This window comes from Rhizobium sp. CB3090 (assembly GCF_029714285.1).
Taxonomy (GTDB): domain Bacteria; phylum Pseudomonadota; class Alphaproteobacteria; order Rhizobiales; family Rhizobiaceae; genus Rhizobium.
This window is the reverse complement of the sequence record NZ_CP121662.1, coordinates 3,288,283-3,312,813: the sequence shown is the minus strand read 5'-3', so window position 1 is coordinate 3,312,813 and position 24,531 is coordinate 3,288,283. Positions and strand designations below refer to the sequence as shown.

General features: G+C 60.9%; 22 protein-coding genes and 1 riboswitch. Of the genes, 10 read left to right on the top strand and 12 right to left on the bottom strand.

All coding sequences use genetic code 11. The features are described from left to right. Positions 1-20: 20 nt before the first annotated feature. From QA646_RS15930 to QA646_RS15915, 4 genes are all read left to right on the top strand, one after another. Positions 21-674 carry a thiamine diphosphokinase gene (locus tag QA646_RS15930; protein ID WP_283056386.1) on the top strand — a complete coding sequence of 218 codons (654 nt, stop codon included), beginning with the start codon at positions 21-23 and terminating at the stop codon, positions 672-674. Between the two features lie 2 nt (positions 675-676). After that, positions 677-2,503 carry an ABC-F family ATP-binding cassette domain-containing protein gene (locus tag QA646_RS15925; RefSeq protein WP_283056385.1) on the top strand — a complete coding sequence of 609 codons (1,827 nt, stop codon included), beginning with the start codon at positions 677-679 and terminating at the stop codon, positions 2,501-2,503. 417 nt (positions 2,504-2,920) lie between these two features. Beyond that, positions 2,921-4,105, top strand: coding sequence for an efflux RND transporter periplasmic adaptor subunit (locus QA646_RS15920; protein WP_283056384.1), 1,185 nt, complete (start codon positions 2,921-2,923; stop codon positions 4,103-4,105). Continuing rightward, complete coding sequence (locus tag QA646_RS15915) at positions 4,102-7,281, top strand: multidrug efflux RND transporter permease subunit (RefSeq protein ID WP_283056383.1); 3,180 nt, start codon at positions 4,102-4,104, stop codon at positions 7,279-7,281. The genes QA646_RS15920 and QA646_RS15915 overlap by 4 nt, the downstream gene beginning before the upstream one ends. 6 nt (positions 7,282-7,287) lie before the next feature. Here QA646_RS15915 and QA646_RS15910 read toward each other — a convergent pair whose 3' ends face one another. The 9 genes from QA646_RS15910 to QA646_RS15870 form a co-directional block, all read right to left on the bottom strand. Beyond that, a complete protein-coding gene (locus tag QA646_RS15910) occupies positions 7,288-8,016 on the bottom strand; it encodes an SIS domain-containing protein (protein ID WP_283056382.1) in 729 nt (242 codons plus the stop codon). Positions 8,017-8,099: 83 nt separating this feature from the next. Then, a complete protein-coding gene (nagA, locus tag QA646_RS15905) occupies positions 8,100-9,257 on the bottom strand; it encodes an N-acetylglucosamine-6-phosphate deacetylase (RefSeq protein ID WP_283056381.1) in 1,158 nt (385 codons plus the stop codon). Further along, a complete protein-coding gene (locus QA646_RS15900; protein ID WP_283056380.1) occupies positions 9,257-10,288 on the bottom strand; it encodes an SIS domain-containing protein in 1,032 nt (343 codons plus the stop codon). Before QA646_RS15900 ends, nagA begins: the two co-directional genes overlap by 1 nt. Next, positions 10,285-11,058, bottom strand: coding sequence for a GntR family transcriptional regulator (locus QA646_RS15895; RefSeq protein WP_283056379.1), 774 nt, complete (start codon positions 11,056-11,058; stop codon positions 10,285-10,287). The genes QA646_RS15900 and QA646_RS15895 overlap by 4 nt, the downstream gene beginning before the upstream one ends. Before the next feature lie 112 nt (positions 11,059-11,170). Then, on the bottom strand, positions 11,171-12,196 hold the full coding sequence (locus tag QA646_RS15890) for an aldose epimerase family protein (protein ID WP_283056378.1): 1,026 nt from the start codon (positions 12,194-12,196) through the stop codon (positions 11,171-11,173). Between the two features lie 198 nt (positions 12,197-12,394). Next, entirely contained in the window at positions 12,395-13,582 is a 1,188-nt protein-coding gene (locus QA646_RS15885) for a VWA domain-containing protein (RefSeq protein ID WP_283056377.1), read from the bottom strand. Positions 13,583-13,584: 2 nt separating this feature from the next. Continuing rightward, positions 13,585-14,511 (bottom strand): homoserine O-succinyltransferase, encoded by a 927-nt coding sequence (gene metA, locus QA646_RS15880; protein WP_283056376.1) that lies wholly within the window; start codon positions 14,509-14,511, stop codon positions 13,585-13,587. A 48-nt stretch (positions 14,512-14,559) separates the two neighbouring features. Then, positions 14,560-14,637: riboswitch (SAM riboswitch) on the bottom strand. Between the two features lie 275 nt (positions 14,638-14,912). Beyond that, a complete protein-coding gene (locus QA646_RS15875; RefSeq protein WP_283058888.1) occupies positions 14,913-15,335 on the bottom strand; it encodes an NUDIX domain-containing protein in 423 nt (140 codons plus the stop codon). Beyond that, entirely contained in the window at positions 15,335-16,177 is an 843-nt protein-coding gene (locus QA646_RS15870; protein ID WP_283056375.1) for a MoxR family ATPase, read from the bottom strand. Before QA646_RS15870 ends, QA646_RS15875 begins: the two co-directional genes overlap by 1 nt. Before the next feature lie 168 nt (positions 16,178-16,345). On the opposite strand from QA646_RS15870, the gene QA646_RS15865 reads away from it, so the two are divergent. Further along, positions 16,346-18,199, top strand: a complete 1,854-nt coding sequence (locus QA646_RS15865) for an ABC transporter ATP-binding protein/permease (protein ID WP_283056374.1) — start codon at positions 16,346-16,348, stop codon at positions 18,197-18,199. A gap of 9 nt (positions 18,200-18,208) precedes the next feature. Here QA646_RS15865 and QA646_RS15860 read toward each other — a convergent pair whose 3' ends face one another. The 3 genes from QA646_RS15860 to efp form a co-directional block, all read right to left on the bottom strand. Then, entirely contained in the window at positions 18,209-18,622 is a 414-nt protein-coding gene (locus tag QA646_RS15860) for a DUF2442 domain-containing protein (protein WP_283056373.1), read from the bottom strand. After that, entirely contained in the window at positions 18,615-18,815 is a 201-nt protein-coding gene (locus tag QA646_RS15855; protein ID WP_283056372.1) for a DUF4160 domain-containing protein, read from the bottom strand. The genes QA646_RS15860 and QA646_RS15855 overlap by 8 nt, the downstream gene beginning before the upstream one ends. A gap of 170 nt (positions 18,816-18,985) precedes the next feature. Then, complete coding sequence (gene efp / locus QA646_RS15850) at positions 18,986-19,555, bottom strand: elongation factor P (RefSeq protein ID WP_106999436.1); 570 nt, start codon at positions 19,553-19,555, stop codon at positions 18,986-18,988. Positions 19,556-19,704: 149 nt separating this feature from the next. Here efp and epmA point away from each other — a divergent pair, with 149 nt between their 5' ends. The 5 genes from epmA (at position 19,705) to QA646_RS15825 (ending at position 24,531) form a co-directional block, all read left to right on the top strand. After that, positions 19,705-20,769: an EF-P lysine aminoacylase EpmA gene (epmA, locus tag QA646_RS15845; protein WP_283056371.1), complete on the top strand. Its 1,065-nt coding sequence runs from the start codon at positions 19,705-19,707 to the stop codon at positions 20,767-20,769. Further along, positions 20,766-21,818: a lysine-2,3-aminomutase-like protein gene (locus QA646_RS15840; RefSeq protein ID WP_283056370.1), complete on the top strand. Its 1,053-nt coding sequence runs from the start codon at positions 20,766-20,768 to the stop codon at positions 21,816-21,818. The genes epmA and QA646_RS15840 overlap by 4 nt, the downstream gene beginning before the upstream one ends. A 354-nt stretch (positions 21,819-22,172) precedes the next feature. Continuing rightward, a complete protein-coding gene (locus QA646_RS15835; protein WP_283056369.1) occupies positions 22,173-22,424 on the top strand; it encodes an acyl carrier protein in 252 nt (83 codons plus the stop codon). Further along, positions 22,424-23,617: an acyl-CoA dehydrogenase family protein gene (locus QA646_RS15830; RefSeq protein ID WP_283056368.1), complete on the top strand. Its 1,194-nt coding sequence runs from the start codon at positions 22,424-22,426 to the stop codon at positions 23,615-23,617. The genes QA646_RS15835 and QA646_RS15830 overlap by 1 nt, the downstream gene beginning before the upstream one ends. 5 nt (positions 23,618-23,622) lie before the next feature. Further along, positions 23,623-24,531: an amino acid--[acyl-carrier-protein] ligase gene (locus tag QA646_RS15825; RefSeq protein ID WP_283056367.1), complete on the top strand. Its 909-nt coding sequence runs from the start codon at positions 23,623-23,625 to the stop codon at positions 24,529-24,531.

The window sequence follows — 24,531 nt, the reverse complement described above, 5'->3', positions numbered from 1 at the left end:
TTGCGCTATGGGCTTGGCACATGAGCCAATCCACCACCTTCACCATCCTTCTCGGCGGCGAGCTTCGCCTGACAGACCGGCTGCGCGCGGCGGTCGCCGACAGCCGGTTCATCGCGGCGGATGGCGGCATGCGCCATGCCGTGGCGCTTAACGCGACGCCCGAGCTCTGGGTCGGCGATTTCGACTCGACGCCGGCGGACCTGCGTGGCGCATTCCCGGATGTGCCCAAGCAGCCCTATCCAGCGGCAAAGGCGGCGACGGACGGCGAGATCGCCATATCGGAAGCGATCGACCGCGGCGCAACAAAGCTGATCCTTGCCGGCGCGATGGGCGGGGAACGTTCGGATCACGCGATCCAGCACATGCTCTATGGCATTCAGCTCGCCGAAAAAGGTTTCGATGTGCTGCTGACCTCGGGCGACGAAGAGGCCGTGCCGCTGCTGCCGGGTGAACTGGAACTGGCGCTGCCGGCCGGCTCGCTGTTTTCCATTCTCGGCTTCAGCGATCTGACCGGTCTTTTCATTCACAATGCCCGTTATCCTCTGCGTGATTTCCACCTGCCTTTCGGCGCATCGCGCACTATTTCCAACGTGGCGGAAGGCCCTGTGCGCTTTTCGCTCGGCAGCGGCAGGGCCATCGTCCTTGCCCGCCCCTATGATCTCAGCGGAGTCTGATCTTGGCCCCTCCCATCCTCAAACTCGATGACATCTTCCTGAGCTTCGGCGGCGCGCCGCTCTTGGCCGGCGCCGGGCTGCAGGTGGAGCCGGGCGACAAGATCTGCCTTGTCGGCCGCAACGGCTCGGGCAAGTCGACCCTCCTGAAGATCGCCGCCGGTCTCGTCGAGGCGCAGTCCGGTGTAGTGTTCCGCCATCCCTCGTCGACGGTGCGCTATCTCGAGCAGGCGCCGGATTTCGCCGATTACAAGACGGTGGCAGCCTATGCCGAAGCAGGGCTGGGACCGGGCGACGATCCCTATCGTGTGACCTATCTGCTCTCGCATCTTGGCCTCACCGGCGAGGAAGACCCGAAGACTCTCTCGGGCGGCGAGGCGCGCCGCGCGGCTCTCGCCCGCGTTCTCGCGCCGGAACCGGATATCCTGCTGCTCGACGAGCCGACCAACCATCTCGACCTGCCGACCATCGAATGGCTGGAAGGCGAGCTGCAGAAGAGCCGCAGCGCCCTGGTGCTGATCTCGCACGATCGGCGCTTCCTTGAAAAAGTATCGACCGCAACTGTTTGGCTCGATCGCGGCACGTCACGGCGGCTCGATCGCGGCTTCGCCTTCTTCGAAGCCTGGCGCGACCAGGTGCTGGAGGCCGAGGAGTTGGAGCAGCACAAGCTCGGCAAGGCGATCGAACGCGAGGAACATTGGCTGCGGTACGGCGTGACCGCCCGGCGCAAGCGCAATATGCGCCGTCTCGGCGAATTGCAGGACATGCGCGCGCGTCATCGCGGCCACAAGGGACCGCAGGGCACGGTGCAGGCAACCGCGGCCGACGCGCAGGAGAGCGGCAAGCTGGTGATCGAGGCGGACAAGATCACCAAGGCCTATGACGGGCGCACCATCGTTGCGCCGTTTTCGATCCGCGTGCATCGCGGCGATTGCATCGGTCTCGTCGGCCCGAATGGTGCCGGCAAGACGACGCTTTTGAAGATGCTGACCGGGCAATTGGCGCCGGATAGCGGCACGGTCAAGCTCGGCACCAATCTGGAGATCGCTACTCTTGATCAGAAGCGCGAGGACCTCAATCCGGAGGATACGCTCGCCAATTATCTGACGGATGGCCGCGGCGAAAACCTGCTGGTCAATGGCGAGCAGCGGCACGTCACCGGCTATATGAAGGAATTCCTCTTCCAGCCGGAACAGGCGCGTACGCCGATCAAAAATCTTTCCGGCGGCGAGCGCGCCCGGCTCATACTGGCGCGCATCCTGTCGCGGCCGACCAATCTCTTGATCCTCGACGAGCCGACCAACGATCTCGATATCGAAACGCTGGACCTGCTGCAGGAGATCGTCGCCGGCTTCAACGGCACCGTTATCCTCGTCAGCCACGACCGCGATTTCCTCGATCGCACCGTGACTTCGACCATCGCCCCCGCCAATCCCGAAGAGCCCGACGGCCGCTGGATCGAATATGCTGGCGGCTATTCCGACATGCTCGCCCAGCGCAAGGGCGCGATCGAGGAGCGCAGACGGGCTGAAAAGGCGGCCGAGAAACCGAAGGCAGTGGAGACGCCGGCTGTGGCCGAGACTTCGAAGGGTAAGGGCAAGCTCTCCTACAAGCAGAAATTCGCGCTCGAAAACCTGCCGAAGGAGATGGCAAAGGCCGAGGCTGATATCGCCGCCCGCGAAAAGAAAATGGCCGATCCCAACCTCTTCGCCAAGGATCCGGCCAGCTTCAACCGTCTTGCGGCCGAAATGGAAAAGCTCCGCGACAGCCTGACGAAGATGGAAGAGGAATGGCTGGAGCTCGAGATGCTGCGGGAAGAGCTGGAGGGCTGAAGAGCGGTTCAAGCCGTGTCATCAACCTTTCATCGCCATCTGCATATGAAAGAAAACAGATGGTTGCAGCCAGTGCTATTCCCTGTTGTCGAATTCGATAAACCGTTTATACATTGTGTTGAAAATGCCAGACCAGAGCATCCTGCTTTCAGGTGACATTCCCTCCAAGCGAACAGATGCCCAGGTCCAAACGTCCAGAGCGCCCATTTTGCGTTTAAACCAACGCGCGCCGCTCTAGCTGGAGAACGCCGCGGATCGTCGGTCATCCGCGACGCAATGGGGAAGTCCGAAGAGACCTTGCGAGATTGCGCCGCCCGGCGGTGGCAGGTCCTTCGTGGAAGGCAGCAGCAGGCAGACATCACGAACGCTTAACACGGCAGTTTTGCCGTAAGTGATCTATTGTTCAGGGGGTCCTTCATGCCGATGACGCTGGCGCGTGTCGCTTTATTGAGCTGTGCAATTGCTGTTTTCCCGGGATATCAGGTGCTGGCGCAAAGCGCGCCGCCCGCGGCGCCCGTGACGGTCGCCAAACCGGTGGTCCGTGATGTCGTCGACAGCGACGAGTTCATCGGGCGCTTCCAGGCGGTCGACGAGGTATCCGTGCGCTCGCGCATTGGCGGCTATCTGCAGGAAGTGCATTTTCAGGATGGCACCATCGTCAAGCAGGGAGACCTGCTCTTCGTCATCGACCAGCGGCCCTATGTCAATGCGCTGAATGAGGCCACGGCTTCCCTGGAGGTCGCGAAATCGACGCTGACGAATGCCGATGCGCAATTTCAGCGAACACAGGCGTTGGCAGGCACCGGCAGTCTGTCCGCATCCAATCTCGACGATCGCCGCCGCGACCTGATCTCGGCGCAGGCGAACGTCCGCGGCGCGCAGGCGGCTGTCGATCGCGCCTCGCTCGACATGGAATATACCAAGATCACCGCGCCGCTCAGCGGCCGCATCGACCGGCGCCTGATTTCTGTCGGCAATCTCGTCCAGGCCGATCAGACCGTTTTAACGACCATCGTTTCGCTCGATCCGATCGATTTCTATTTCGATGTCGATGAGCGCCGGCTGCTTTCCTATGCCGACGAAGCGCGCAAGAACGGCAGCGCCCTGCAGCAGGGTGGCGGCGGCCTCGATGTCACCGTGACGATCGCCGATCCGCGGCAGAAGCCGTTCAAGGGCAAGCTCGATTTCGCGGAAAACCGCGTCGACAACGAAACCGGTACGATCCGCGTACGCGCCCGCTTCCCCAATCCTGATCTCGTCCTGCAGCCCGGCCTGTTCGGCCGAATCCAGGTCGAGGGTTCCAACAGCTACAAGGCAGTCCTGGTTCCTGATGAAGCCATCGGCTCCGATCAGGATCAGCGCGTTGTCTATGTCGTAGGCACCGATGGCAGCGTGACGCCGAAATCCGTGCGGCTTGGGCCGAAGCTTTACGGCTACCGCGTCATTCGCAGCGGCATGACCGGCGACGAAACCATCGTCGTCAACGGGCTGATGCGCATTCGGCCCGGCGTCAAGGTCGCACCGCAACTGATCCAGCTTCCACAGGAAGCGTCGAACGACGAGGCGCCGGCGCAGGCATCGGTCCAGGGGTCGGACCAATGAGATTTTCCCACTTCTTCGTCGACCGGCCGATCTTCGCGTCGGTCCTTTCCATCGTGCTGCTGATCGTCGGCGGCATCGCCTATTTCCAGCTTCCGGTCGCGCAATATCCGGAGGTGGCGCCACCGACGATCGTGGTGCGAACCTCCTATCCGGGCGCGGACTCGCAGACGATCGCCGATACGGTGGCGACACCGATCGAGCAGGAGGTCAACGGCGTCGAGGACATGCTCTATATGTCCTCCTATTCCAGCGCCGATGGTTCGATGTCGCTGACTATTACCTTCAAGCTCGGCACCGATCTCGATAAGGCGCAGGTTCTGGTCCAGAACCGCGTTTCTATCGCCGAACCGCGCCTGCCGGATGAGGTCCGCCGCATCGGCATCACCACGGTCAAAAGCTCGCCCGATCTGATGATGGTCGTGCATCTGCTCTCGCCGAGCAATCGCTACGACCAGCTCTACATCTCCAACTATGCCCGCACGCGCATCCGCGACCTTCTCGTCCGGCTCGATGGTGTCGGCGACGTGCAGCTCTTCGGCGAGCGGCAATATTCGCTGCGCATCTGGCTCGACCCGGAAAAGCTCGCCGCCTACGGCATGACCGCCGGCGATATCGTCCAGGCATTGAGGGATCAGAACGTGCAGGTATCGGGTGGCTCGATCGGTGGACCGCCGATTTCGGGCACCAACGCCTTTCAATATACGGTGACGACGCAAGGGCGTTTTTCCGATGCGCGGCAATTCCGCTATGTCATCGTCAAGGCGACGGATAGCGGCCGGCTCGTGCAGTTGCAGGACGTGGCGCGTATCGAACTCGGCGCGCAGGACTATGTCACCAACAGCTATCTGAACGGCGCTCCTGCCGTTGCGCTCGGCATCTTTGCGCGGCCGGGCACCAATGCGCTTGCCGCTGCCGCAGATATCCAGAAGACGATGAAGGATCTCGCACAGGATTTCCCCCAGGGCCTCGAATACCGCATCGTCTACAATCCGACGGAGTTCATCTCGGAATCGATCAGCGAAGTCTATAAGACGATCTTCGAGGCCGCGATCCTCGTCGCCATCGTCGTGCTGGTCTTCCTGCAATCCTGGCGAACGGCGATCATTCCGATCGTCGCCATCCCGGTCTCGCTGATCGGTACCTTCGCCTTTCTGCTCGCCTTCGGCTTCTCGCTGAACATGCTGACGCTGTTCGGCCTGGTGCTTGCCATCGGCATCGTTGTCGACGATGCGATCGTCGTCGTCGAAAATGTCGAGCGCAATCTCGCGCTCGGGATGACGCCGAAAGAGGCGTCGCACGTGACCATGAACGAGGTCGGAACTGCCGTGCTGGCGATTTCGCTGGTCCTTATCGCCGTCTTCCTGCCGACGGCTTTCATTCCTGGCATAACGGGGCAGTTCTACCGGCAGTTCGCGGTGACGATTTCCGTTGCGACGGCGATTTCCTGCCTGAATTCACTGACGCTGTCGCCAGCGATAGCGTCGATCGTGCTGCGCCCGCACGACCACAAGAAATCGACGAACATCTTCTCGCGCTTTGGCCGCGCTCTCGGCAACGGTTTCAACAGCGGCTTCGACCGGATGAGCCGCGGTTATTCCTGGATCGTCCGCCATCTGGTCACCACCTGGGTTGCGCTCGGCTGCGCGCTTGTCGTTTTCGCAGGCCTGCTGGGTGCGACCTGGTACATGGCAAAGATCGTGCCGCAAGGCTTCGTGCCGACCATGGACCAAGGCTATGCGATCGTCGTCGTACAGCTTCCGGATGGGGCGTCGCTCGCGCGCACCAATGCAGTCATTCAGAAGGCTACTGAGATCATCAGGAAGACACCGGGCGTCGAAAATGCCGTTGCATTCGCCGGCTTTAACGGCGCGACCTTCACGAATGCCTCCAATTCCGGCGTCATCTTCACGCCCTTCAAGCCATTCGAGGAAAGGCTGAAAAGCGGAGAATCGGCCAGCAAGATCATCGGTCAGCTCTATGGCAGCCTGCAGGGCATCCAGGAAGCCTTCATCATCGCCATCCCGCCGCCCTCCATTCGCGGCGTCGGCAATTCCGGCGGCTTCAAGATGCAGCTCATGGACCGGGAAAATGCCGATATGCGCCGGATCCTGCCGCTTGCCTATCAGCTCATGGGCGTGGCCGCGCAGAACAAAGGTGTCAGCGGCGTCTTTACCACCTTCTCGGCCAACAGTCCGCAATATTTCCTGGCGGTCGATCGCGACAAGGCGCGGGCGCTCAACGTGCCGATCCCGAATATTTTCGAGACCTTGTCGATCAATCTCGGCACCTCCTATGTCAATGACTTCAACGCCTTCGGCCGCGTCTACCAGGTGCGGGCGCAGGCGGACCAGCAATACCGCATGGACCGGGACGATATCCTCGCTCTGAAGGTCCGTTCGGCAACCGGGGCGCTCGTGCCGCTCGGCACTCTGGTCGACATTCAGGATACGACCGGACCGACGCTCGTTCAGCGCTATAACATGTATGTCTCGGTTCCCCTCCAGGGCAACCCCGGGCCGGGCGTGTCGACCGGCACTGCGCTCGATACGATGGAGGGGCTGGCGAAGAATTTGCTGCCGGCGGGCACGACCTTCGAATGGACGGAGCTTGCCTATCAGGAAAAGAATACCGGCAACACGGCGGTCTATATCTTCGCGCTATCGGTCATCTTCGTCTTCCTGGCGCTTTCGGCGCAGTATGAAAGCTGGATCCTGCCACTTGCCATCATCCTGATCGTGCCGCTGGCGGTGCTGGCTGCGCTCATCGGCGTGCATCTGAGGGGCATGGACAACAATATCCTGACGCAGATCGGCCTCATCGTGCTGATCGGCCTTGCGGCGAAGAACGCGATCCTGATCGTGGAATTCGCCCGCCAGGCGCAGTTGGAGGGCAAGAGCGCCGTCGAAGCGGCAATCGAGGCCAGTCATCTGCGCTTGCGGCCGATCCTGATGACCGCCTTCGCCTTCATCTTCGGCGTCGTGCCGTTGATGATCGCAACCGGCCCCGGCGCGGAAATGCGCCAGTCGCTGGGTACTGCGGTCTTCTCGGGCATGCTCGGCGTGACGTTGTTCGGCCTGTTCCTGACGCCCGTCTTCTACGTCGTGCTGCGCAGGCGGCGCAGGCAGGCGGAGGAGGCCGGGGCGGAAGCGTCTTCAGTTCGCGACGCAGCGCAGTGATGCCGATCAGAGATGCGGATTGCGCGGCCGGTATTTTTTCACCAGCCGCTGATTGATTTCCTTGGCGCGGGGCATATTGGCGCTGAGATAGACCGGCGGGTCGCCGTCCTTGCAAAGCTCGGCGGCGACCTCGGCGAAGATGGCGTTCAGCACAGTGGCGCCGATCGCGGTCGACGCCGGTCCGACCTTTAAATCGCTGCCCGGCAGATCGATGATGGCATCGCCCGGCGGCAGGCCGTTGTCGAGGACGATGTCGGCAATATCGGCCAAGCGTCGGCGGCCGTTTGCTATAGCGGTGGAGTAGGCGAGCGAGGTAATGGCGACGACGGTCGCGCCGATCTCGCGGCCATAATCGGCGGCTTCGATCGGTGCGGCATTGACGCCGGAATTGGATGCGATGATCAGGACATCGCCGGGCTGCATGCCGTAGCGCTCGAAAATCGGCCGTATCAGCCCCTCGGTGCGCTCGTAGACCGAACTGATGACGGCGCCTTCATGCAACATGGCGGAGCCGACCAGCACGGGGATGGTGAAGGCAAGGCCGCCGGCGCGGTAATGCACTTCTTCCGCCAGCATATGCGAGTGGCCTGTGCCGAAGACATAGACGCGCCGGTCGGCGCGCGCCGCCGCAGAGATGACGCCGGCTGCCTTTTCCATCGGCTCGGCAAGCGTCTCCCGCAAGGTTTTCAGCCGACCGATGAGGGCGGAGAAATAGCTGTCCGTGACTGCGGTCATCTGTGCCTCTCTCGTTTGCTCTATCTCTTTGTTTTCACGCAATTCCGGACGGAAAACCGCTGCGCACTTTTCCTGGAATTGCTCTAGGCCGATCGCTGGCCGGAGATCCATGTTCCCATGACTTCGATGCCGTCGTTGATATGGACGAGATCGGCGCGCGCACCGGGCGTCAGATATCCGCGATCGGTGAGCCGCAGGAACTGCGCCGGATAGGACGTCGCCATGCGCAGGGCTTCGGCGAGCGGTAATTCGAGGATGTTGACGCCGTAGCGGATCGTCGAGGCCATATCGACGTCGGAGCCGGCAAGGGTGCCGTCATCCAGCGTCAGCTTCGAGCAATAGCCGCCCTTGGTGCGATAGACCGTGCGGCCGTTCAGGGTGAAGCTCGAAAGGTCGGTGCCGACAAGCGACATGGCATCGGTGACGAAAAACAGCCGGCCTTCGCCGCGCTTGGCGCGAAGCGCAATGCGCAGGGCTCGCGGATCGACATGGTGGCCATCGGCGATGATGCCGCACCAGGGCGCGGGATGGTCGATCGCAGCTCCCACGAGGCCCGGGGCGCGATGGCCCATCTGGCTCATGGCGTTGAAGAGATGGGTGACGCCACGGGCGCCTGCGTCGAAGCGGGCATCTGCCGCTTCCGCCGTGCTGTCGCTATGGCCGATGCTGACGATGACGCCGCCTTCGTTCAGCGCCTGTACCTGGCGTTCGGTTACCTGTTCGGCCGCCATGGTGATCAGCAGGGTGCCGATCGCCTCTCGAGCGCCGATGAATGTCTTGACGTCACTGTCTTCGACAGGTCGCATCAGCTCGGCGAGATGCGCACCCTTGCGTGCTGGCGCCAGGTGCGGGCCTTCGAGATGCAGGCCGGCGACGCCGCGATTGGTCTTGACCGCCTCGATGGCGGCTTCGATCGCCGCCGTCGTGGCGGCTGCGACATCGGTGATGAGGGTCGGCAGCACCGATGTCGTGCCGTAGGGCCGGTGACCCTCGGCGATCATGTACATGGATTCGGCCGAGGGTTCGTCGTTCAGCATGCGGCCGCCGCCGCCGTTCACCTGCGCGTCGATGAAGCCGGGGGCGAGCACGCCGCCATTCAGGCGGATCGTCTCGGCATTGTCGGGCACGTCGTTCGCGCCCGTAATGGCGTGCACGCGGCCGTTGCCGATCACCAGCGCGCTGTCCTCATGAAACCTGTCGCCATCGAAGATGCGGGCGCCGGCAAAGACCTTGTAGTTCATCACATGGTCTCCGTTACCTTGAGAAGATTAGCCGGCTTATCCGGATCGAAACCTTTGCGCCGGGTCACCGACTCGATGAGGCGATAATAGCAGAGCAGCGACACCAGCGGATCGAGCAGGCCGTTGCCGGTGGTCGGCATGCGCAGGTTGATGCCGGCGAGGGGCGCGGTGGAGAAGGATACGGCAGTGGCGCCGAGCTTCTGCAGGCGCTCCAGCGCCTGGGCGTTGTTGGCGAAGGCCGCATCGTCGGGCGAAAAGGCGACAATCGGGAAGCCCGGCTGCACCAGTCGCATCGGCCCGTGCATCAGCTCGGCAAGCGAAAAGGCTTCGGCATGCAGGCCGGAGGTCTCCTTGGCCTTCAGTGCGGCCTCCAGCGCAATGGCGAAGGCAGGGCCGCGGCCGCCGGTATAAAGCGATGTGGCGTTGAACAGCACATCTTCGGCGGCCTTGCCGTCGATCCCCGATGTCGCCGCAAGCGCTTCCGGTAATTTGGCGAGGCCGGTAGCGAGCGCCTGGTCTTTCGAGATTGCGGCGGTGACGCCGGCAAGCGCTGCGACGGAGGCTATAAAGGATTTCGTGGCGGCGACGCTTTTTTCCGGGCCGGCATTGAGGCCGAGTACGATATCGGCCTCCTTGGCGAGCGGGCTGTCGGTGACGTTGACGACGGCGATCGTGGTGGCGCCGCCCTGCTTGGCGGCGGCCTGCAGCGCGATGATATCGGGGCTGCCGCCGGATTGCGATACTGTGAAGTGGATGCCGCCCTTCAGGTGCAGAGGAGCGCCGTAGACCGAGGCGATCGAAGGACCGACCGAAGCGACGGGCACACCATGGGAGATTTCGAAGAGATATTTGAAGAAGGTGGCGGCGTGATCGGAAGAACCGCGTGCTGCCGTGGTGATCACAGAGGGACGGATGGAGGCGAAGAGCTTTGCGATTTCGGCAAAGACGGGCTTTTCTTTCTCAAGCACGGCCGCGACGACGTCCGGCGACTGGCCGGCTTCCGTCAGCATCAGGGATTGGGTCTCGCTCATAGGTCATCTCCAATTCTCAATTCGGCAACGAAATCGTAGGCATCGCCGCGATAATGCGAGCGGGTGTATTCAACGACGCGCTGGTCTTCCAGGCGTGAAATACGTTCGATCAAAAGCGCGGGCGCGCCGGCTTTGACATTGAGGATCGACGCGGAGCTCGGATCGAGTGTCACTGCTGTCAATCGCTGCAGAGCCCGGACCGGCTTGAAGCCGTTCCCAGCCAGCGCATCATAGAGCGAACCCTCGGAAACCGCATCCTCGCCGAGAAATTTGATCGGAACGACGGCTCGCTCGATGGCAAGCGGCTGGCCGTCTGCCAAGCGCAGGCGGTCGAGCCGCAGCACCGGCTCGTCCAGGCCGAGACCGAGCAGGAAGGATTCTTCCGGGGCGGGCGCGCTGACCGTACGCGACAGGATCTTTGCCGCCGGCTCACGGCCCCGCGAGCGCATATCGGCCGAGAAGGAGGAGAGGCGCCAGAGCGGTTGTTCGATGCGCTCGACGCGCTCCGACACGAATGTACCGCTGCCATGGCGCGACTCGATCGCGCCGGAGGCAAGCAGATCGCGATAGGCGGTGCGGACCGTGACGCGGCCGACCTGTAAAGCCTCGGCCAGATCGCGCTCGCCCGGCAGGGCCGTTCCGGACTTCAGCAGGCCTTCCTGGATAAGGCCGGTCAGCGCCTGCGCCAGGCGTTTGTACAACGGCCCCGTCATGGCCTCGTCGCGCAGACCACGGCTGTTCAGTTCAGTGATCAAACTGGTTCTATCCATGGGTTCTTTATAGAACCTATTTAGAACCAATCCGCAAGGTGAATCTGATCTAGCGGCCAAAAATGAATCGACCGGGCGTGATGTGCGCCCGGTCGAAAAGGATGTCGTCAGCTTAATTCTTGGTGAAGATATAATCCGTTTCCTGCCGCAGCACTTCACCGGGACGAAGGACGGCGTTCGGGAAGTTCTGGTGGTTGATGGCATCCGGCCAAATCTGAGTTTCAAGGCAGAAACCTGCAAAGGGGCCGATCTTGCGGCCGTCGTGACCGGGAACGGGAACATCCAGCTTGAAGCCGGCGTAGAACTGCACGCCGGGCTCGGTCGTGCGCACCTCAAGCGAAACACCGGAATTGACGCTGCGCGCCAGCACCACCGAGCGCTTGGCGGTACGCTCGGACGACAGGCAGAAATTATGGTCGTAGAGCGCCTGTTCGGCCCCATCGAAGCGCATCATCGGCGCCATTTCGCGGAAATCGAAGACGGTGCCGGCGACGTGGCGCACTTCCCCCGTCGGTATCTGCTTTTCGTCCGTTGGCGTATAGTTATCTGCAGCGATCATGATGTCGTGGCCGAGTGCGTCGTCGCGACCATCGAGGTTGAAATAGGCGTGCTGGCAGACATTTGCGAGCGTCGGCTTATCGGTCGTCGATTCATAGATGACCGAGAATTCGCCGTTGCCATGCACCCAATAGGTCGCCTGGATCGTGCAATTGCCGGGATAGCCGGCCCGGCCGTCGGGATCGACGATCTTCAGCACGACGCGGTCGACGGCGTGTTCGACGATCGTCCAGTTGCGCTTGGCGATGTTGTCCTTGCCGCCGTGCAGATGGGTGACGCCCTTTTCGTTGAGGTCGAGCTGATAGTCCTTACCGTCCAGCGTGAAATGGCCGGCGCCGATGCGGTTGGCGCAGCGACCGGGCGTAGCGCCGAAATAGGAGGAGTGGGCCGGATAATCGTCGAAGTTGTCGAAGCCGAGCAGAAGGGCGGGGCTATGGCCGTCCAACCGCAGGTCCTGAATGACGGCACCCCAGGTCATGATATGGGCCGTCAGGCCGCCGCCCGCTATTCTGACGCGATAGACCGTTTCTCCATCGGCCGTCGTTCCGAAAACTTCCCGCTCCAAATTATCCTTCGTCATATCAGCTCATCCATTCCTATCGAAAATTCGAGGCCAGACCCTGCCCCCATTTGCGTCGGTCCGCAACCGGTTCGATCGCGAAATTTAGGGGCGGGCAGAGGGGGATCAAGAGCTCGTCTGGTTCGTGGTTTCCAGACTGCGCCGGGAGTGTGCAATGTATGTGACAACGGAGGCTAGGGTGAGGAGCTATGGGCAATTCTAGCGCGACAATTCCCGCATCGCCTTTTCCAGCCCACCAAGAGTCAGGGGATACATCCGCTCCGCTAGCAAGCGGCGGATGATCGAGATCGAGGTCGTATAGCCCCAATAGTTTTCCGGTATGGGATTGAGCCAGACGCATTTGCGGAAATGGCCGGTGATGCGGCTGAGCCAGATATCGCCCGCCTCCTTGTTCCAATGTTCCACCGAGCCGCCGGGATGGGTGATCTCATAGGGGCTCATCGAGGCGTCGCCGACGAAGACGACGCGGTAGTCGGGGCCGAAGGTGCGGATCAGATCGGTCGTCGCGGTGACATCGACACGCCGGCGGCGATTGTCCCTCCATACGCCTTCGTAGAGGCAGTTGTGAAAGTAGAAATATTCCATATGCCGGAATTCGGCGCGGGCCGCGGAGAACAGTTCCTCGACCACGCGGATATGATCGTCCATCGAGCCGCCAACATCGAAGAACATCAGCAGTTTGACGGCATTGCGCCGCTCCGGCCGGGTCTGGACGTCGAGATAGCCATGTTCGGCGGTGGAGCGGATCGTGCCGGAAAGGTCGAGCTCCTCTGCCGCGCCTTCGCGCACCCAGCGGCGGAGCCGTTTCAGCGCCACCTTGATGTTGCGGGTGCCGAGCTCGACGCTATCGTCGAGATTTTGAAATTCGCGGCGATCCCAGACTTTCGCCGCCTTGCGGTGACGGGACGCGTCTTGGCCGATGCGCACGCCTTCCGGGTTATAGCCATAGGCGCCGAACGGCGACGTGCCTGCCGTACCGATCCATTTTGAGCCGCCCTGGTGGCGGCCTTCTTGTTCGGCAAGGCGCTGACGGAGCGTCTCCATCAGCTTTTCGAAGCCGCCGAGTGCCTCGACCAGCTTCTTTTCCTCGTCCGTCAGATGTCTTTCGGCGAGCTTGCGCAGCCATTCATCGGGGACAGCGACCGGCTCGGCCGGTGCCGCATCATTGCCGACGGCCTCGACACCCTGAAAATAATCGGCAAACACCTGATCGAAGCGGTCGATGAAGCGCTCGTCCTTGATCAGCGATGCGCGGGCCAAATAGTAGAAGGCCTCGACGTCATAATCGGCGATCCCTTCTTCCATTCCCTCCAGAAGCGACAGGAATTCCCGGAGCGTCACCGGAACCTTTGCTTCCTTCAGCTTCAGGAAGAAGGGAATGAACAAGCTCAGAACCTCTCTTGGCCGATCTCCTCGAGATCATAGGGGGTCGTCTGATAGATCTCGTTGATCCAGTTGCCGAAGAACAGATGCGCATGGCTGCGCCAGCGGTTTTGCGGCGCGATGTCCGGGTCGTTATGCGGGAAATAATTGTGCGGCATCTTGATCGGCACGCCCGCATTCACGTCCCGAAAATATTCGTCGGCCAGCGAAGTGGAATCATACTCCACGTGATTGAACATGTAGAGCCGGTTGCAGGCCTGCTCGTGGACCAGACAGACGCCCATCTCGCTCGATTCCATCAGGATCTGCAGCCCCGGCACCTTTTCGATGTCGGCGCGGCGCACTTCCGTCCAGCGCGAGACCGGAATGGCGAAATCATCGGAAAAGCCGTTGAGGTAGACCGAGGACGGCTTCAGGTTCTGGTGGCGATAGACGCCGAAGGCTTTTTCCTTCAGCGTATATTTCGGCACCTTATGGAAATGATAGGCAGCCGCCATCGCGCCCCAGCAGACGTTCATCGTCGAATGCACATTGGTCGCCGTCCAGTCGAAGATCTGCTGCATCTCGTCCCAGTAGGTGACCTCCTCATAATCCAGCAGCTCGATCGGCGCGCCGGTGATGATGAAGCCGTCGTATTTGCGCTCCTTCACTTCCTCCCAGGTTTGGTAGAAGGCGAGCAGATGCTCTTCGGATGTGTTCTTGGCCTTGTGGCCGCCGACGCGGATCAGCGAGAATTCCACCTGCAACGGCGAGGCGCCGACAAGGCGCGCAATCTGCACTTCGGTCTTGATCTTGTTCGGCATGAGATTGAGAAGCCCGATCTGAAGGGGGCGAATATCCTGCCGGATCGCCACCGTTTCGGTCATCACCCGCACGCCCTCGCTCTGGAGGGCTTCGAACGCGGGCAGCGTATCGGGAATCTTGATGGGCATCGTTGTCACTCGACCAAAAACAAAAAACCGGCCGCGATAAGAATCGCTACCGGTCCGCACGCGGCCCTTTAGCGACTTTTTTAACGTGGCTGCAAGCCGGCCGGCCAAATCACCACGGGAGAAATTCAATAGACCTGTGACCCCGGCGGGTCAATGGGTTAACTCCAGGCCCAGGGCCGCCTCGCCTTTCGAGGCCTTGACGTTTGCGCTGACGCTTCAACGCCAAGGCACCTCAGGGTGAGGCGGAGAGGGTTTGCGCCAAGGCGTAGAAGATCAGCCCTCACCCTGAGGAGCGGAACCCGGAGGGTGGAGCCTCGAAGGGCGAGGGCGGGTATGGTCGGCCCTCCGTCGCTTTTCGAGGCACAGGGCGACCGCGGCCGCGCCGTGATGTCGGGTGCCACCTACAGATGTTCAAGGAGTGCTTGCATACCATAGCCCAGACGCCGCTTGGCGTCCTCGATCGGCAGCCAGAAGAAACGGAAGCCAATCGGATCGCCGCCGTCGAATGGCGTCATTTCATAGTGAAGCCAGGTGGAGGGCGCCGTCTCGGAGATGCGGCAGCGGAAATAGTGCCGTTGGTGGTGATGCTCGCGCCCGTTCTTTTCAAAACGATAATCGTGAACGCCGAGCGGATGGAGTTCGTCTGGCGCAAAACCCGTTTCCTCCTCGAATTCGCGCGCCGCCGCCGTTGCGATATCTTCGCCCGGTTCCACCGTGCCGCCGGGAACCTGGAGCTGGACGGCCGGAAAATCCGGCTCATCGAATACCAGCAAGTGCCGGTCGTTCACCGCATAGATCAAGACCTTCAGGGCATCCGGCTGCATCATTTCCCTTGCCCGCGCGCCATGAAGGCCAGCCGTTCGAAGAGATGGACGTCCTGCTCGTTCTTCAGCAGCGCGCCGTGCAGCTTTGGCAGCGCGCTCTTCGCATCGACACGCAGGGTAGCCGGATCGACATCGTCGGCGACCAGCAGGCGGATCCAATCGAGCGCTTCGGAGGTCGAGGGCTTCTTCTTCAGACCCGGCACATCGCGGATCTCGAAAAACTGGATGAGTGCTGCTCGCACCAATGCCTGCTTGATGCCGGGATAGTGCACCTCGACGATGCGTGTCAGCGTTTCGGCATCGGGAAAGCGGATATAATGGAAGAAGCAGCGGCGGAGAAAAGCATCCGGCAGCTCCTTTTCATTGTTCGAGGTAATGATGACGATCGGCCTGACGGCGGCGCGGATCGTTTCGCCGGTTTCGTAGACATGGAACTCCATGCGGTCGAGTTCCTGCAGCAGATCGTTCGGGAATTCGATGTCGGCCTTGTCGATCTCATCGATCAGCAGCACGCATTTCTCTGGTGCCGTAAACGCCTGCCAGAGCTTGCCTTGGCGGATATAGTTTTTGACGTCGTTGACGCGCGCGTCACCCAATTGGCTGTCGCGCAGGCGTGAGACGGCATCATATTCATAGAGGCCCTGCTGCGCCTTGGTGGTCGATTTGATGTTCCATTCGATGAGATCGAGCCCCAGCGCTGCGGCGACCTGGCGAGCCAGTTCCGTCTTGCCGGTCCCCGGTTCGCCTTTCACCAAAAGGGGTCGTTCCAGCCGAATGGCGGCGTTGACAGCAACCATCAGATCCTTGTCGGCAATATAGTCTGCGGTGCCCTGAAATTGCATTGGAAGGCTTTCATCAATCTTTGGGGCGCAAGCTAGTCCTTGGCCCTATTCGGTTCAAGGCGTGAAACGGTGTATATACCGAACGTGATCACGCTGATGTATCGCATGGATGGACATGTGAGCAGGTCATGATTAACTGAGGATTAAGTGCGTTGCAGGGAAGTGTTGATGGCAGTTGATACGCAAGCCAAGCCGAATATCGAGAGTGCTGACCGGGTCGGATACGACTTTAGCGTTCTCTATCGGCTGCGCATGATGTTTTCCGCCTTTTGGAATTCGGCCGTACGCGTCAAGATCGTTTCGCTTACGATTGCGTTGTTCGTAATTATCCTCGTCACGGCCTATGTCCAGGTTCTGCTGAACAACTGGAATGCGCCGTTTTATGATTCGCTGGCGCGACGCGATACCAGGGCATTCTTCCATCAGCTCGGCGTCTTCGGCATCATCGCCGGCCTGCTCTTGGTCCTCAACGTCGTGCAGGCATGGCTCAATCAAATGACCGCGCTTTATATGCGCGAAGGTCTGGCGCGTGACCTCGTCGACCAATGGCTGCAGGCCAAGCGCGCGCTTCGTCTCGCCTCTTCCGGCCTGATCGGCGTCAATCCGGACCAACGGCTGCATGAGGATGCGCGCAATCTTGCCGAAAGCACGACAGGTCTGGCGATCGGCCTGGTGCAGGCGACCATCCTGCTCTTGAGCTTCATCGGCGTGCTTTGGGAACTCTCCAGCGGCATGGTCTTCAATTTCAAGGGCATGAGCTTCTCCATTCCCGGCTACATGGTCTGGGCGGCGATCATCTATGCCGGTTCCGCTTCGTTCCTGAGCCAGTTCGTCGGCCGCAGGTTGGTGCGGCTGAATGCCGACCGTTATTCCAAGGAAGCCGAGCTGCGCTTTGCGCTGATGCACGCCAACGAGCACATGCCGGCGATCACCATTGCCGGTGGCGAGGAGAATGAGCGCCGGCGGATCAATCTCGATATCTCCGCGGTGCTTGCCGTCATTCGCCAGCTCGCCATCGCCAATACCAATCTCACCTGGGTTTCGGCCGGTTATGGCTGGCTGGTGTTGATCATCCCGATCCTGGTGGCTGCGCCCGCCTATTTCTCCGGCGGGTTGACGATCGGCCAGTTGATGGTGGCGGTGGGCGCTTTCAACCAGGTCAATACTGCCTTGCGCTGGTATGTCGCCAATTTTGGCCCGATCGCGGAATGGCGTGCCACGCTGATGCGCGTCACCGATTTTCGCCAGGCGTTGACGGAAATGGATGACGGTAAGGTCATGCCGCATACCATTGCCTTCGATCATGCGGCGCCCGGTGAAATGGTCTGGGCGGACGTGGAGATTTCCACCAAGACCAGCGAGGATGCCATCGAGAACGGTTTCCGCATCCGCGAAGGCACGGTGACGATTGCCGCCGGCGAGCACATCATGGTCAACGGCGATCATGGCGTGAACCGCAGGCTACTGTTCCAGTCGCTGGCACATCAATGGAACTGCGGCGCCGGCAAGATCAGCCTGCCGCCGATGGAAGACATGCTGTTCATGCCGCATACGCCCTATGTGCCGGGCGGAACGCTACGCGAAGCGATCTGCTTCCCCGAGGATCGGGATGCCTATGACGATGCCGCCGTCGAGGCCGCGATGGATAGGGTCGGCCTTGGCCGCCTGAAGAGCCGGCTCGATACGCAGGCCCGCTGGGACCGGCTGCTGGACAATGACGAGCAAAAGGCGCTCGCCTTTGCGCATCTGCTGCTGGCGCAGCCGAAATGGATCATCCTCGACGAAGTCATGGAAGGACTGGAGCCGGATATCCAGGCCAAGTTCTCGGCGCTGCTGACGGAATTCACCGACGCTACCGTCATCTATATCGGCCGTTCCGAAGCCTACCTCCAGACAATGTCGCCGCGCGTCCTGCATTTGCAGGCGCTGGTGCCGCACGAAGAGGTCATCGCCGAAGTCGTGCCGCCGGCGTCAGTGATACAGGCTCCAAGCCCCAAGAGGGCGAACGCGCCGTCGCGGTAGCAACCTCTGTCAGGAATGTTCCGCAGATTTCTTGGGGCGCCCACCCTTGGCGCCGTTTGCGCGGCTAGCCGCGATTTTCGCGGGCGAGCGGGATTGGCCGCCACGTCGCTGAGCTTCCATAAATGCTTTTGTGCCGAATATTCCGTTCATCAGACCGGTAATCGTGTAGTCGGCGTCGAGGCTTTCCCAATGCAGTGCCGTCTCGCCCAGGAGCTCCACTTCGGCCAACTGCGCAGCGGTTGCCTCTTCCAAACCCTCTAGGGAGCGGGCCGGGAACATAAAGGATGCTCCGTTGGTAAATTCAACAACGACGCGCTCCGAGGGGCTATCGAAACGGACGGAAAGTGGAATGGGCCGCTCAATTCGTTCTGCTTCCCAGCGCTGCTTTGCTCGGGCCAATTCCGCATCGGTGACCTCAACCATGATACTTTCTCCAGGTATCCAGGATTAATTGTTGGTTTGCTTCTATTGTAGCCACCGCCCGGCGGACGTCTCTATCAGACATCCCGCCCTGGGTGATTACGATCAGAGTGACGATATCGATCCGCGCTTCACCTTCGCCGACAACGTGAGCATGAGGGGGTTCGTGATCAGCCGTGTAAATGACGAAGCGCATTCCATGCTGACGAAGAACTGTAACCGGGAGAAAAATAACCTAACAACTTGGGTATTTTCAAGCGCGGTTCGGCGTAGCATCCGTCTGCTATCATCACGCCGAAACCCAAAACAAAAAAACGCCCCATCCGTGAGGACAGGGCGTTTCCCGTGCAACGATGGGCCGATCACTCAGTCCTTGGCGCGCTCGACGTAGGAATTGTCTTCCGTGGCGATGACGACGCGGGTGCCGGCGTTGATGTGCGGCGGCACCATGGTGCGCACGCCGTTCGACAGCATGGCGGGCTTGTAGGAGGACGATGCCGTCTGGCCCTTCACGACCGGTTCGGTTTCAGTGATTTCCAGCGTGACGTGGCGCGGCAGTTCGATGGCGAGCGGAACGCCTTCGTGGATCGACAGGATGCAGGTCATGCCTTCCTGGAGATAGGCTTTCTGGTCGCCCATGGTTTCGACGTCGACGACGACCTGATCGTAGGTGGCCGGATTCATGAAGTGGAAGCCTTCGCCATCTTCATAGAGGTACTGGAAGTTCACGTCTTCGACGAAGGCGCGCTCGACCTGCTCGGTGGTGCGCCAGCGCTCGGACACTTTCACGCCATCGACGATGCGGCGCATGTCGACCTGGGTGACCGGCGTGCCCTTGCCCGGATGAAAGTTCTGAGCGGTAAGAACGACGTAGAGTTTGCCGTCGACGTCGAGAACGTTGCCCTTGCGGACTGAAGAGGCGATGACCTTGACCATAAGACTTCCTTGTAACTCGGCCTGTCGCGTCGTAGAGGACTGTCGAAATGCACCTCGAGACGCAGCTATTGTTTGCTTGGGCGCGCAACTACCCTAAATCAGCGGAAATAGCCACCCCCACCCCGGCGATCCCGAGAAGAAAGCGTGCAATGGAACCAACGAGCAGCAAAGCGTCCCCATGGTGGACCCGCAGCGTGCACGCTGACCGGCGGCCGTTCCTGATTGGCCGCAATGCTATCCAGGCGGCGCTGCGGGAATTCTTCGTCCGTAATGGTTTCATCGAAGTTGACACGCCGACGCTGCAGGTGTCGCCGGGCAACGAGGCGCATCTTCATGCCTTCGCCACGGAGGCGCTGACGACAGATGGCCAGAAGGCGCAGTTTTATCTCCACACTTCACCGGAATTCGCCTGCAAGAAGCTGCTGGCCGCCGGTGAGGAACGCATCGCCTGCTTCGCCCATGTCTATCGCAACCGCGAGCGCGGGCCGCTGCACCATCCGGAATTCACCATGCTGGAATGGTACCGGGCGGGCGAGACCTACGAGACGCTGATGACCGATTGTGCCGCGCTGCTGGCGCTGGCGGCGGAGACGGTGGGGGCGAAGAAACTCAGCTATCGCGGCGCCGAAACCGATCCGTTCCTAACACTGGAGCGCATCAGCGTCGCCGCCGCCTTCGAACGTTACGCCAAGATCGATTTGCTCGGTTCGATCGGACTCGACGGATCGACGGACCGTGAGCATCTGGCCGCCGAGATGCGGCGTATCGGTATGCGCGTTGCAAAGGACGACCACTGGCCCGATCTTTTCAGCCGCGTGCTGGTCGAAAAGATCGAGCCCTATCTTGGCTTCGGCCGGGCGACGATCCTCGATGAATATCCGGTCTCGGAAGCCGCTCTTGCCCGGCCCTCGGCGCGCGATCATCGCGTCGCCGAGCGCTTCGAGCTTTATGCTTGCGGCGTCGAGCTCGCCAATGCTTTCGGGGAACTCACCAATGCCGACGAGCAGCGGCGGCGGTTCGAGATCGAGATGGCCGAGAAAGCCCGCATATACGGCGAGACCTATCCGCTGGATGAGGAATTTCTCAAAGCCCTTGCCGTCATGCCGGAGGCGAGCGGCATAGCGCTGGGCTTCGACCGGCTGGTGATGCTGGCGACGGGCGCATCGCGGATCGAACAGGTGCTCTGGGCGCCGGTTTCGGAGTTTGGTTCATGAATGTGATGCGTCCGATCAGAAGTGTCGACGACCTCGAACAGGCCGGTTTGATCGATGCCGGCGAGGCTCGGTCGCTGGAGGCGGTAGCAGAGCGTTACGCCATTGCGCTCACGCCTACCATGGCAAAGCTGATCGACCGCAGCGATCCTGCCGATCCTATCGCCCGGCAATTCGTGCCCGACATGGCTGAACTCATCGTTTTGCCGGAAGAGCGGGCCGATCCGATCGGCGATCATGCCCATAGTCCGGTCGAAGGCATCGTCCATCGCTATCCCGACCGCGTCTTGTTGAAGGCCGTGCATGTCTGCCCGGTCTATTGCCGCTTCTGTTTCCGCCGTGAGATGGTCGGGCCGCACGGCCTCGGCACGCTGGATGCGGGGGCGCTCGATGCCGCCTTTGCCTATATCCGCGATCATCGCGAGATCTGGGAGGTCATCCTGACCGGCGGCGATCCGCTGGTGCTGTCGCCGCGCCGGCTCGAGGAGATGCTGAGTGCGCTGGCCAATATCGAGCACGTGAAGATCGTCCGGTTCCACACTCGTGTGCCCGTTGTCGATCCCTTGAAGATCGATGGGGCGCTGATTGCGGCGCTGAAGGCGAGCGGCAAGACGGTCTATTTGGCGTTGCATGCCAACCATCCGCGCGAGCTGACCGCAGAGGCGCGTGCCGCCTGCGCGCGGCTTGTCGATGCCGGCATTGTGCTCGTCAGCCAGTCCGTATTGCTGAAGGGCGTCAACGACGATCCGGATGTTCTGGCGGCGCTGATGAGGGCTTTCGTCGAGACGCGGATCAAGCCTTATTACCTGCATCACCCCGATCTTGCCCCCGGCACCAGCCATTTTCGCATGACGATAGCGGAGGGGCAGGAGATCGTCGCGGCGCTGCGCGGCCGTATTTCCGGCCTCTGCCAACCCACCTACATCCTCGATATACCAGGCGGCCATGGCAAGGCGGACATCGGCAGAAGCGCCGTCCGCGAGGTCGGCGAAGGCTGCTATTCCATCGCGGACTATCGCGGCGGCGAGCATGTCTATCCGCCGGAAAGGTAGGATCTGCTCCATACCCGCCACTGCTACTTCAGGATGTCTGCAGTGCTGCGTTTATAAATGAACTTGGCGGGTAAATTTGCACGTTAACCTTGCCGCCAAGTATCATTTTCTCCCACATCATTCGGCACAAATTTTAGCCATACCAGATATTATTCCGGAAACGGCATGTTATATGGCTTAAAAACCGTAAATTTCTCTTAGGTAAATCTAAAATATAAGATTTTCTTGCTAAGTATAGCATGGTTGTATTTACCACGTCGCTTAGCGGAATGTTCTATTTTCCCTGTTACTTCTCGGCTCAGGATAGGGCGGCGTTACTGCCGTCGTGTTTACGTTTACCTGGAGGACTAAAGGATGAATAAGACGATTCGCGATTTGTTGGCCAAGTTTGGTGCGCTTCCCGTTACGATCGATCAGATTGCCGACGATGCCGATCTCTATGCGGCAGGCCTGTCTTCCTTTGCGTCGGTGCAGCTCATGCTCGGCATCGAAGAGGCTTTCGACATCGAGTTCCCCGATAATCTGCTGAACCGCAAATCCTTTGCCAGCATCGTTGCCATCGAAAAGACGGTCGGCATGATCCTGGACAGCCGAAAGGTTGCCTGATGAATGTCGCGGTCGCTTTGGTTGAAGCCGGAGCCGGAGATACGGCGGCGGTGCGCGCTGCGCGGGTCGCTGTCATCGCCGGCAAATATACTGATGAAGTCGACGCCGAGGGCCGCTTCCCGCGGGAGGCCGTGGATGCGATGCGTGCCGAAAGGCTGCTGTCGATCCAAATCCCTGCCGATCTTGGCGGCGAAGGCGCGTCTATCACCGAAATAGCCGAGCTCTGCTCGATCCTGGGTCAGGCCTGCGCGGCGAGCGCCATGGTTTTCGCCATGCATCAGATCAAGCTTTCGAGCCTGGTCGAACATGGCGCCGGCAGCGAATGGCACTGCGAATTCATGCGCCGCATCGCCAAGGAACAGCTTCTGCTGGCATCGGCGACGACGGAAGGCGGCATCGGCGGCAATCTCCGCAACAGCATCTGCGCCATCAAGGTGGAAGGCGAGTGGTGCTTCCTTGAGAAGGACGCAACCGTCATCTCCTACGGCGCCCATGCCGACGCGATTCTGATCACCTCGCGCAGCCATGCCGAGGCAGCTTCCTCCGATCAGGTCATGACGGTGTTTCTCAGGGATCAATACACGCTGGAGCGCACCATCGAGTGGAACACGCTCGGCATGCGCGGCACCTGCTCCGACGGTTTCCTGTTCAAAGGCGAAGCGCCGGCCGTGCAGATCCTGCCGAAGCCGTTTGCCGAGATCGCCGCGCAGTCGATGCTGGCTAGCTCGCATCTGCTCTGGAGCGGCGTCTGGTATGGCATCGCAGCCGATGCGGTGGCTCGCGCCCAGGCTTTCGTGCGCGCCGCGGCCCGCAAGTCGCCCGGCACGCAGCCGCCTGGCGCATTGCGGCTGGCGGAAGTCTCGAGCCTGCTGCAGATGGTAAAATCGAACGTCGTCGCCGGCCTGAAAGTCTATGAGGAGGCCAAGGTGGATGCCGACCGGCTCTCCTCGATGGCGTTTGCCGTTGCCATGAACAACGTCAAGATCGCGTCGTCGGAGATGATCCTGCCGATCATCAACCACGCGATGCTGATCTGCGGCATCATGGGCTACAAGAACGGTACTCCCTACAGCCTCGGCCGCCATTTGCGCGATGCGCATTCCGCTCAACTGATGATCTCGAACGACCGCATTCTCGGCAACACGTCGACCATGTTGCTCGTCCACAAACAAGATACCAGCCTACTGGGATAATCGTCATGGATATGCAGACCTCGTTTCTCGACCGCCTTTTCGAATCCGGTCTTCTGATCGACACCGGCGTTGATGGGCTCTATGGCCGCAGCGGCCAATTCGAAGACGTCATTTCCGCCTTCGAGAGGCTGATCGACAGGTTCGGCGGCGCCGACGGTGCCGAAGCCATCCGCTTTCCGCCGGGCATGAACCGCGCCTTCTTCGAAAAGAGCGGCTACATGAAGAGCTTCCCGCAGCTTGCCGGCACGGTGCACAGCTTCTGCGGCAACGAACTCGACCACATGAGCCTCTTGAAGTGCATGGAAGTGGGCGACGACTGGACGAAGGATCAGGAAGCGACGGATATCGTGCTGACGCCGGCCGCCTGCTATCCGCTCTATCCGACGGTCGCCAAGCGCGGCGCGTTGCCGGATAGCGGCGCACTTTTCGACCTGCAGTCCTATTGCTTTCGCCACGAGCCTTCCAAGGATCCGGCTCGCCAGCAACTGTTCCGCATGCGAGAATATGTTTGCATGGGCACCGACAAGCATGTGACGGATTTTCGCCAGAGCTGGATGGATCGCGGCATCGAGATGATGAAGGCTGTTGGGCTCGACGTGACCATCGATGTTGCCAACGACCCGTTCTTTGGCCGGGCCGGCAAGATGCTTGCCAACAATCAGCGCGACCAGAACCTGAAATTCGAGCTGCTGATCCCGATCACCTCAGCCGCCAATCCGACCGCCTGCATGAGCTTCAACTATCACCAGGACGCATTCGGCGCGAAATGGGGTCTGAACTTCGAAGACGGCAGCGTCGCGCATACAGCCTGCGTCGGCTTCGGATTGGAGCGCATCGCGCTGGCGCTGTTCCACACCCACGGTCTCGATACTAAGGAATGGCCCGAGAGCGTGCGCAAGGCGTTGTGGGGCTGA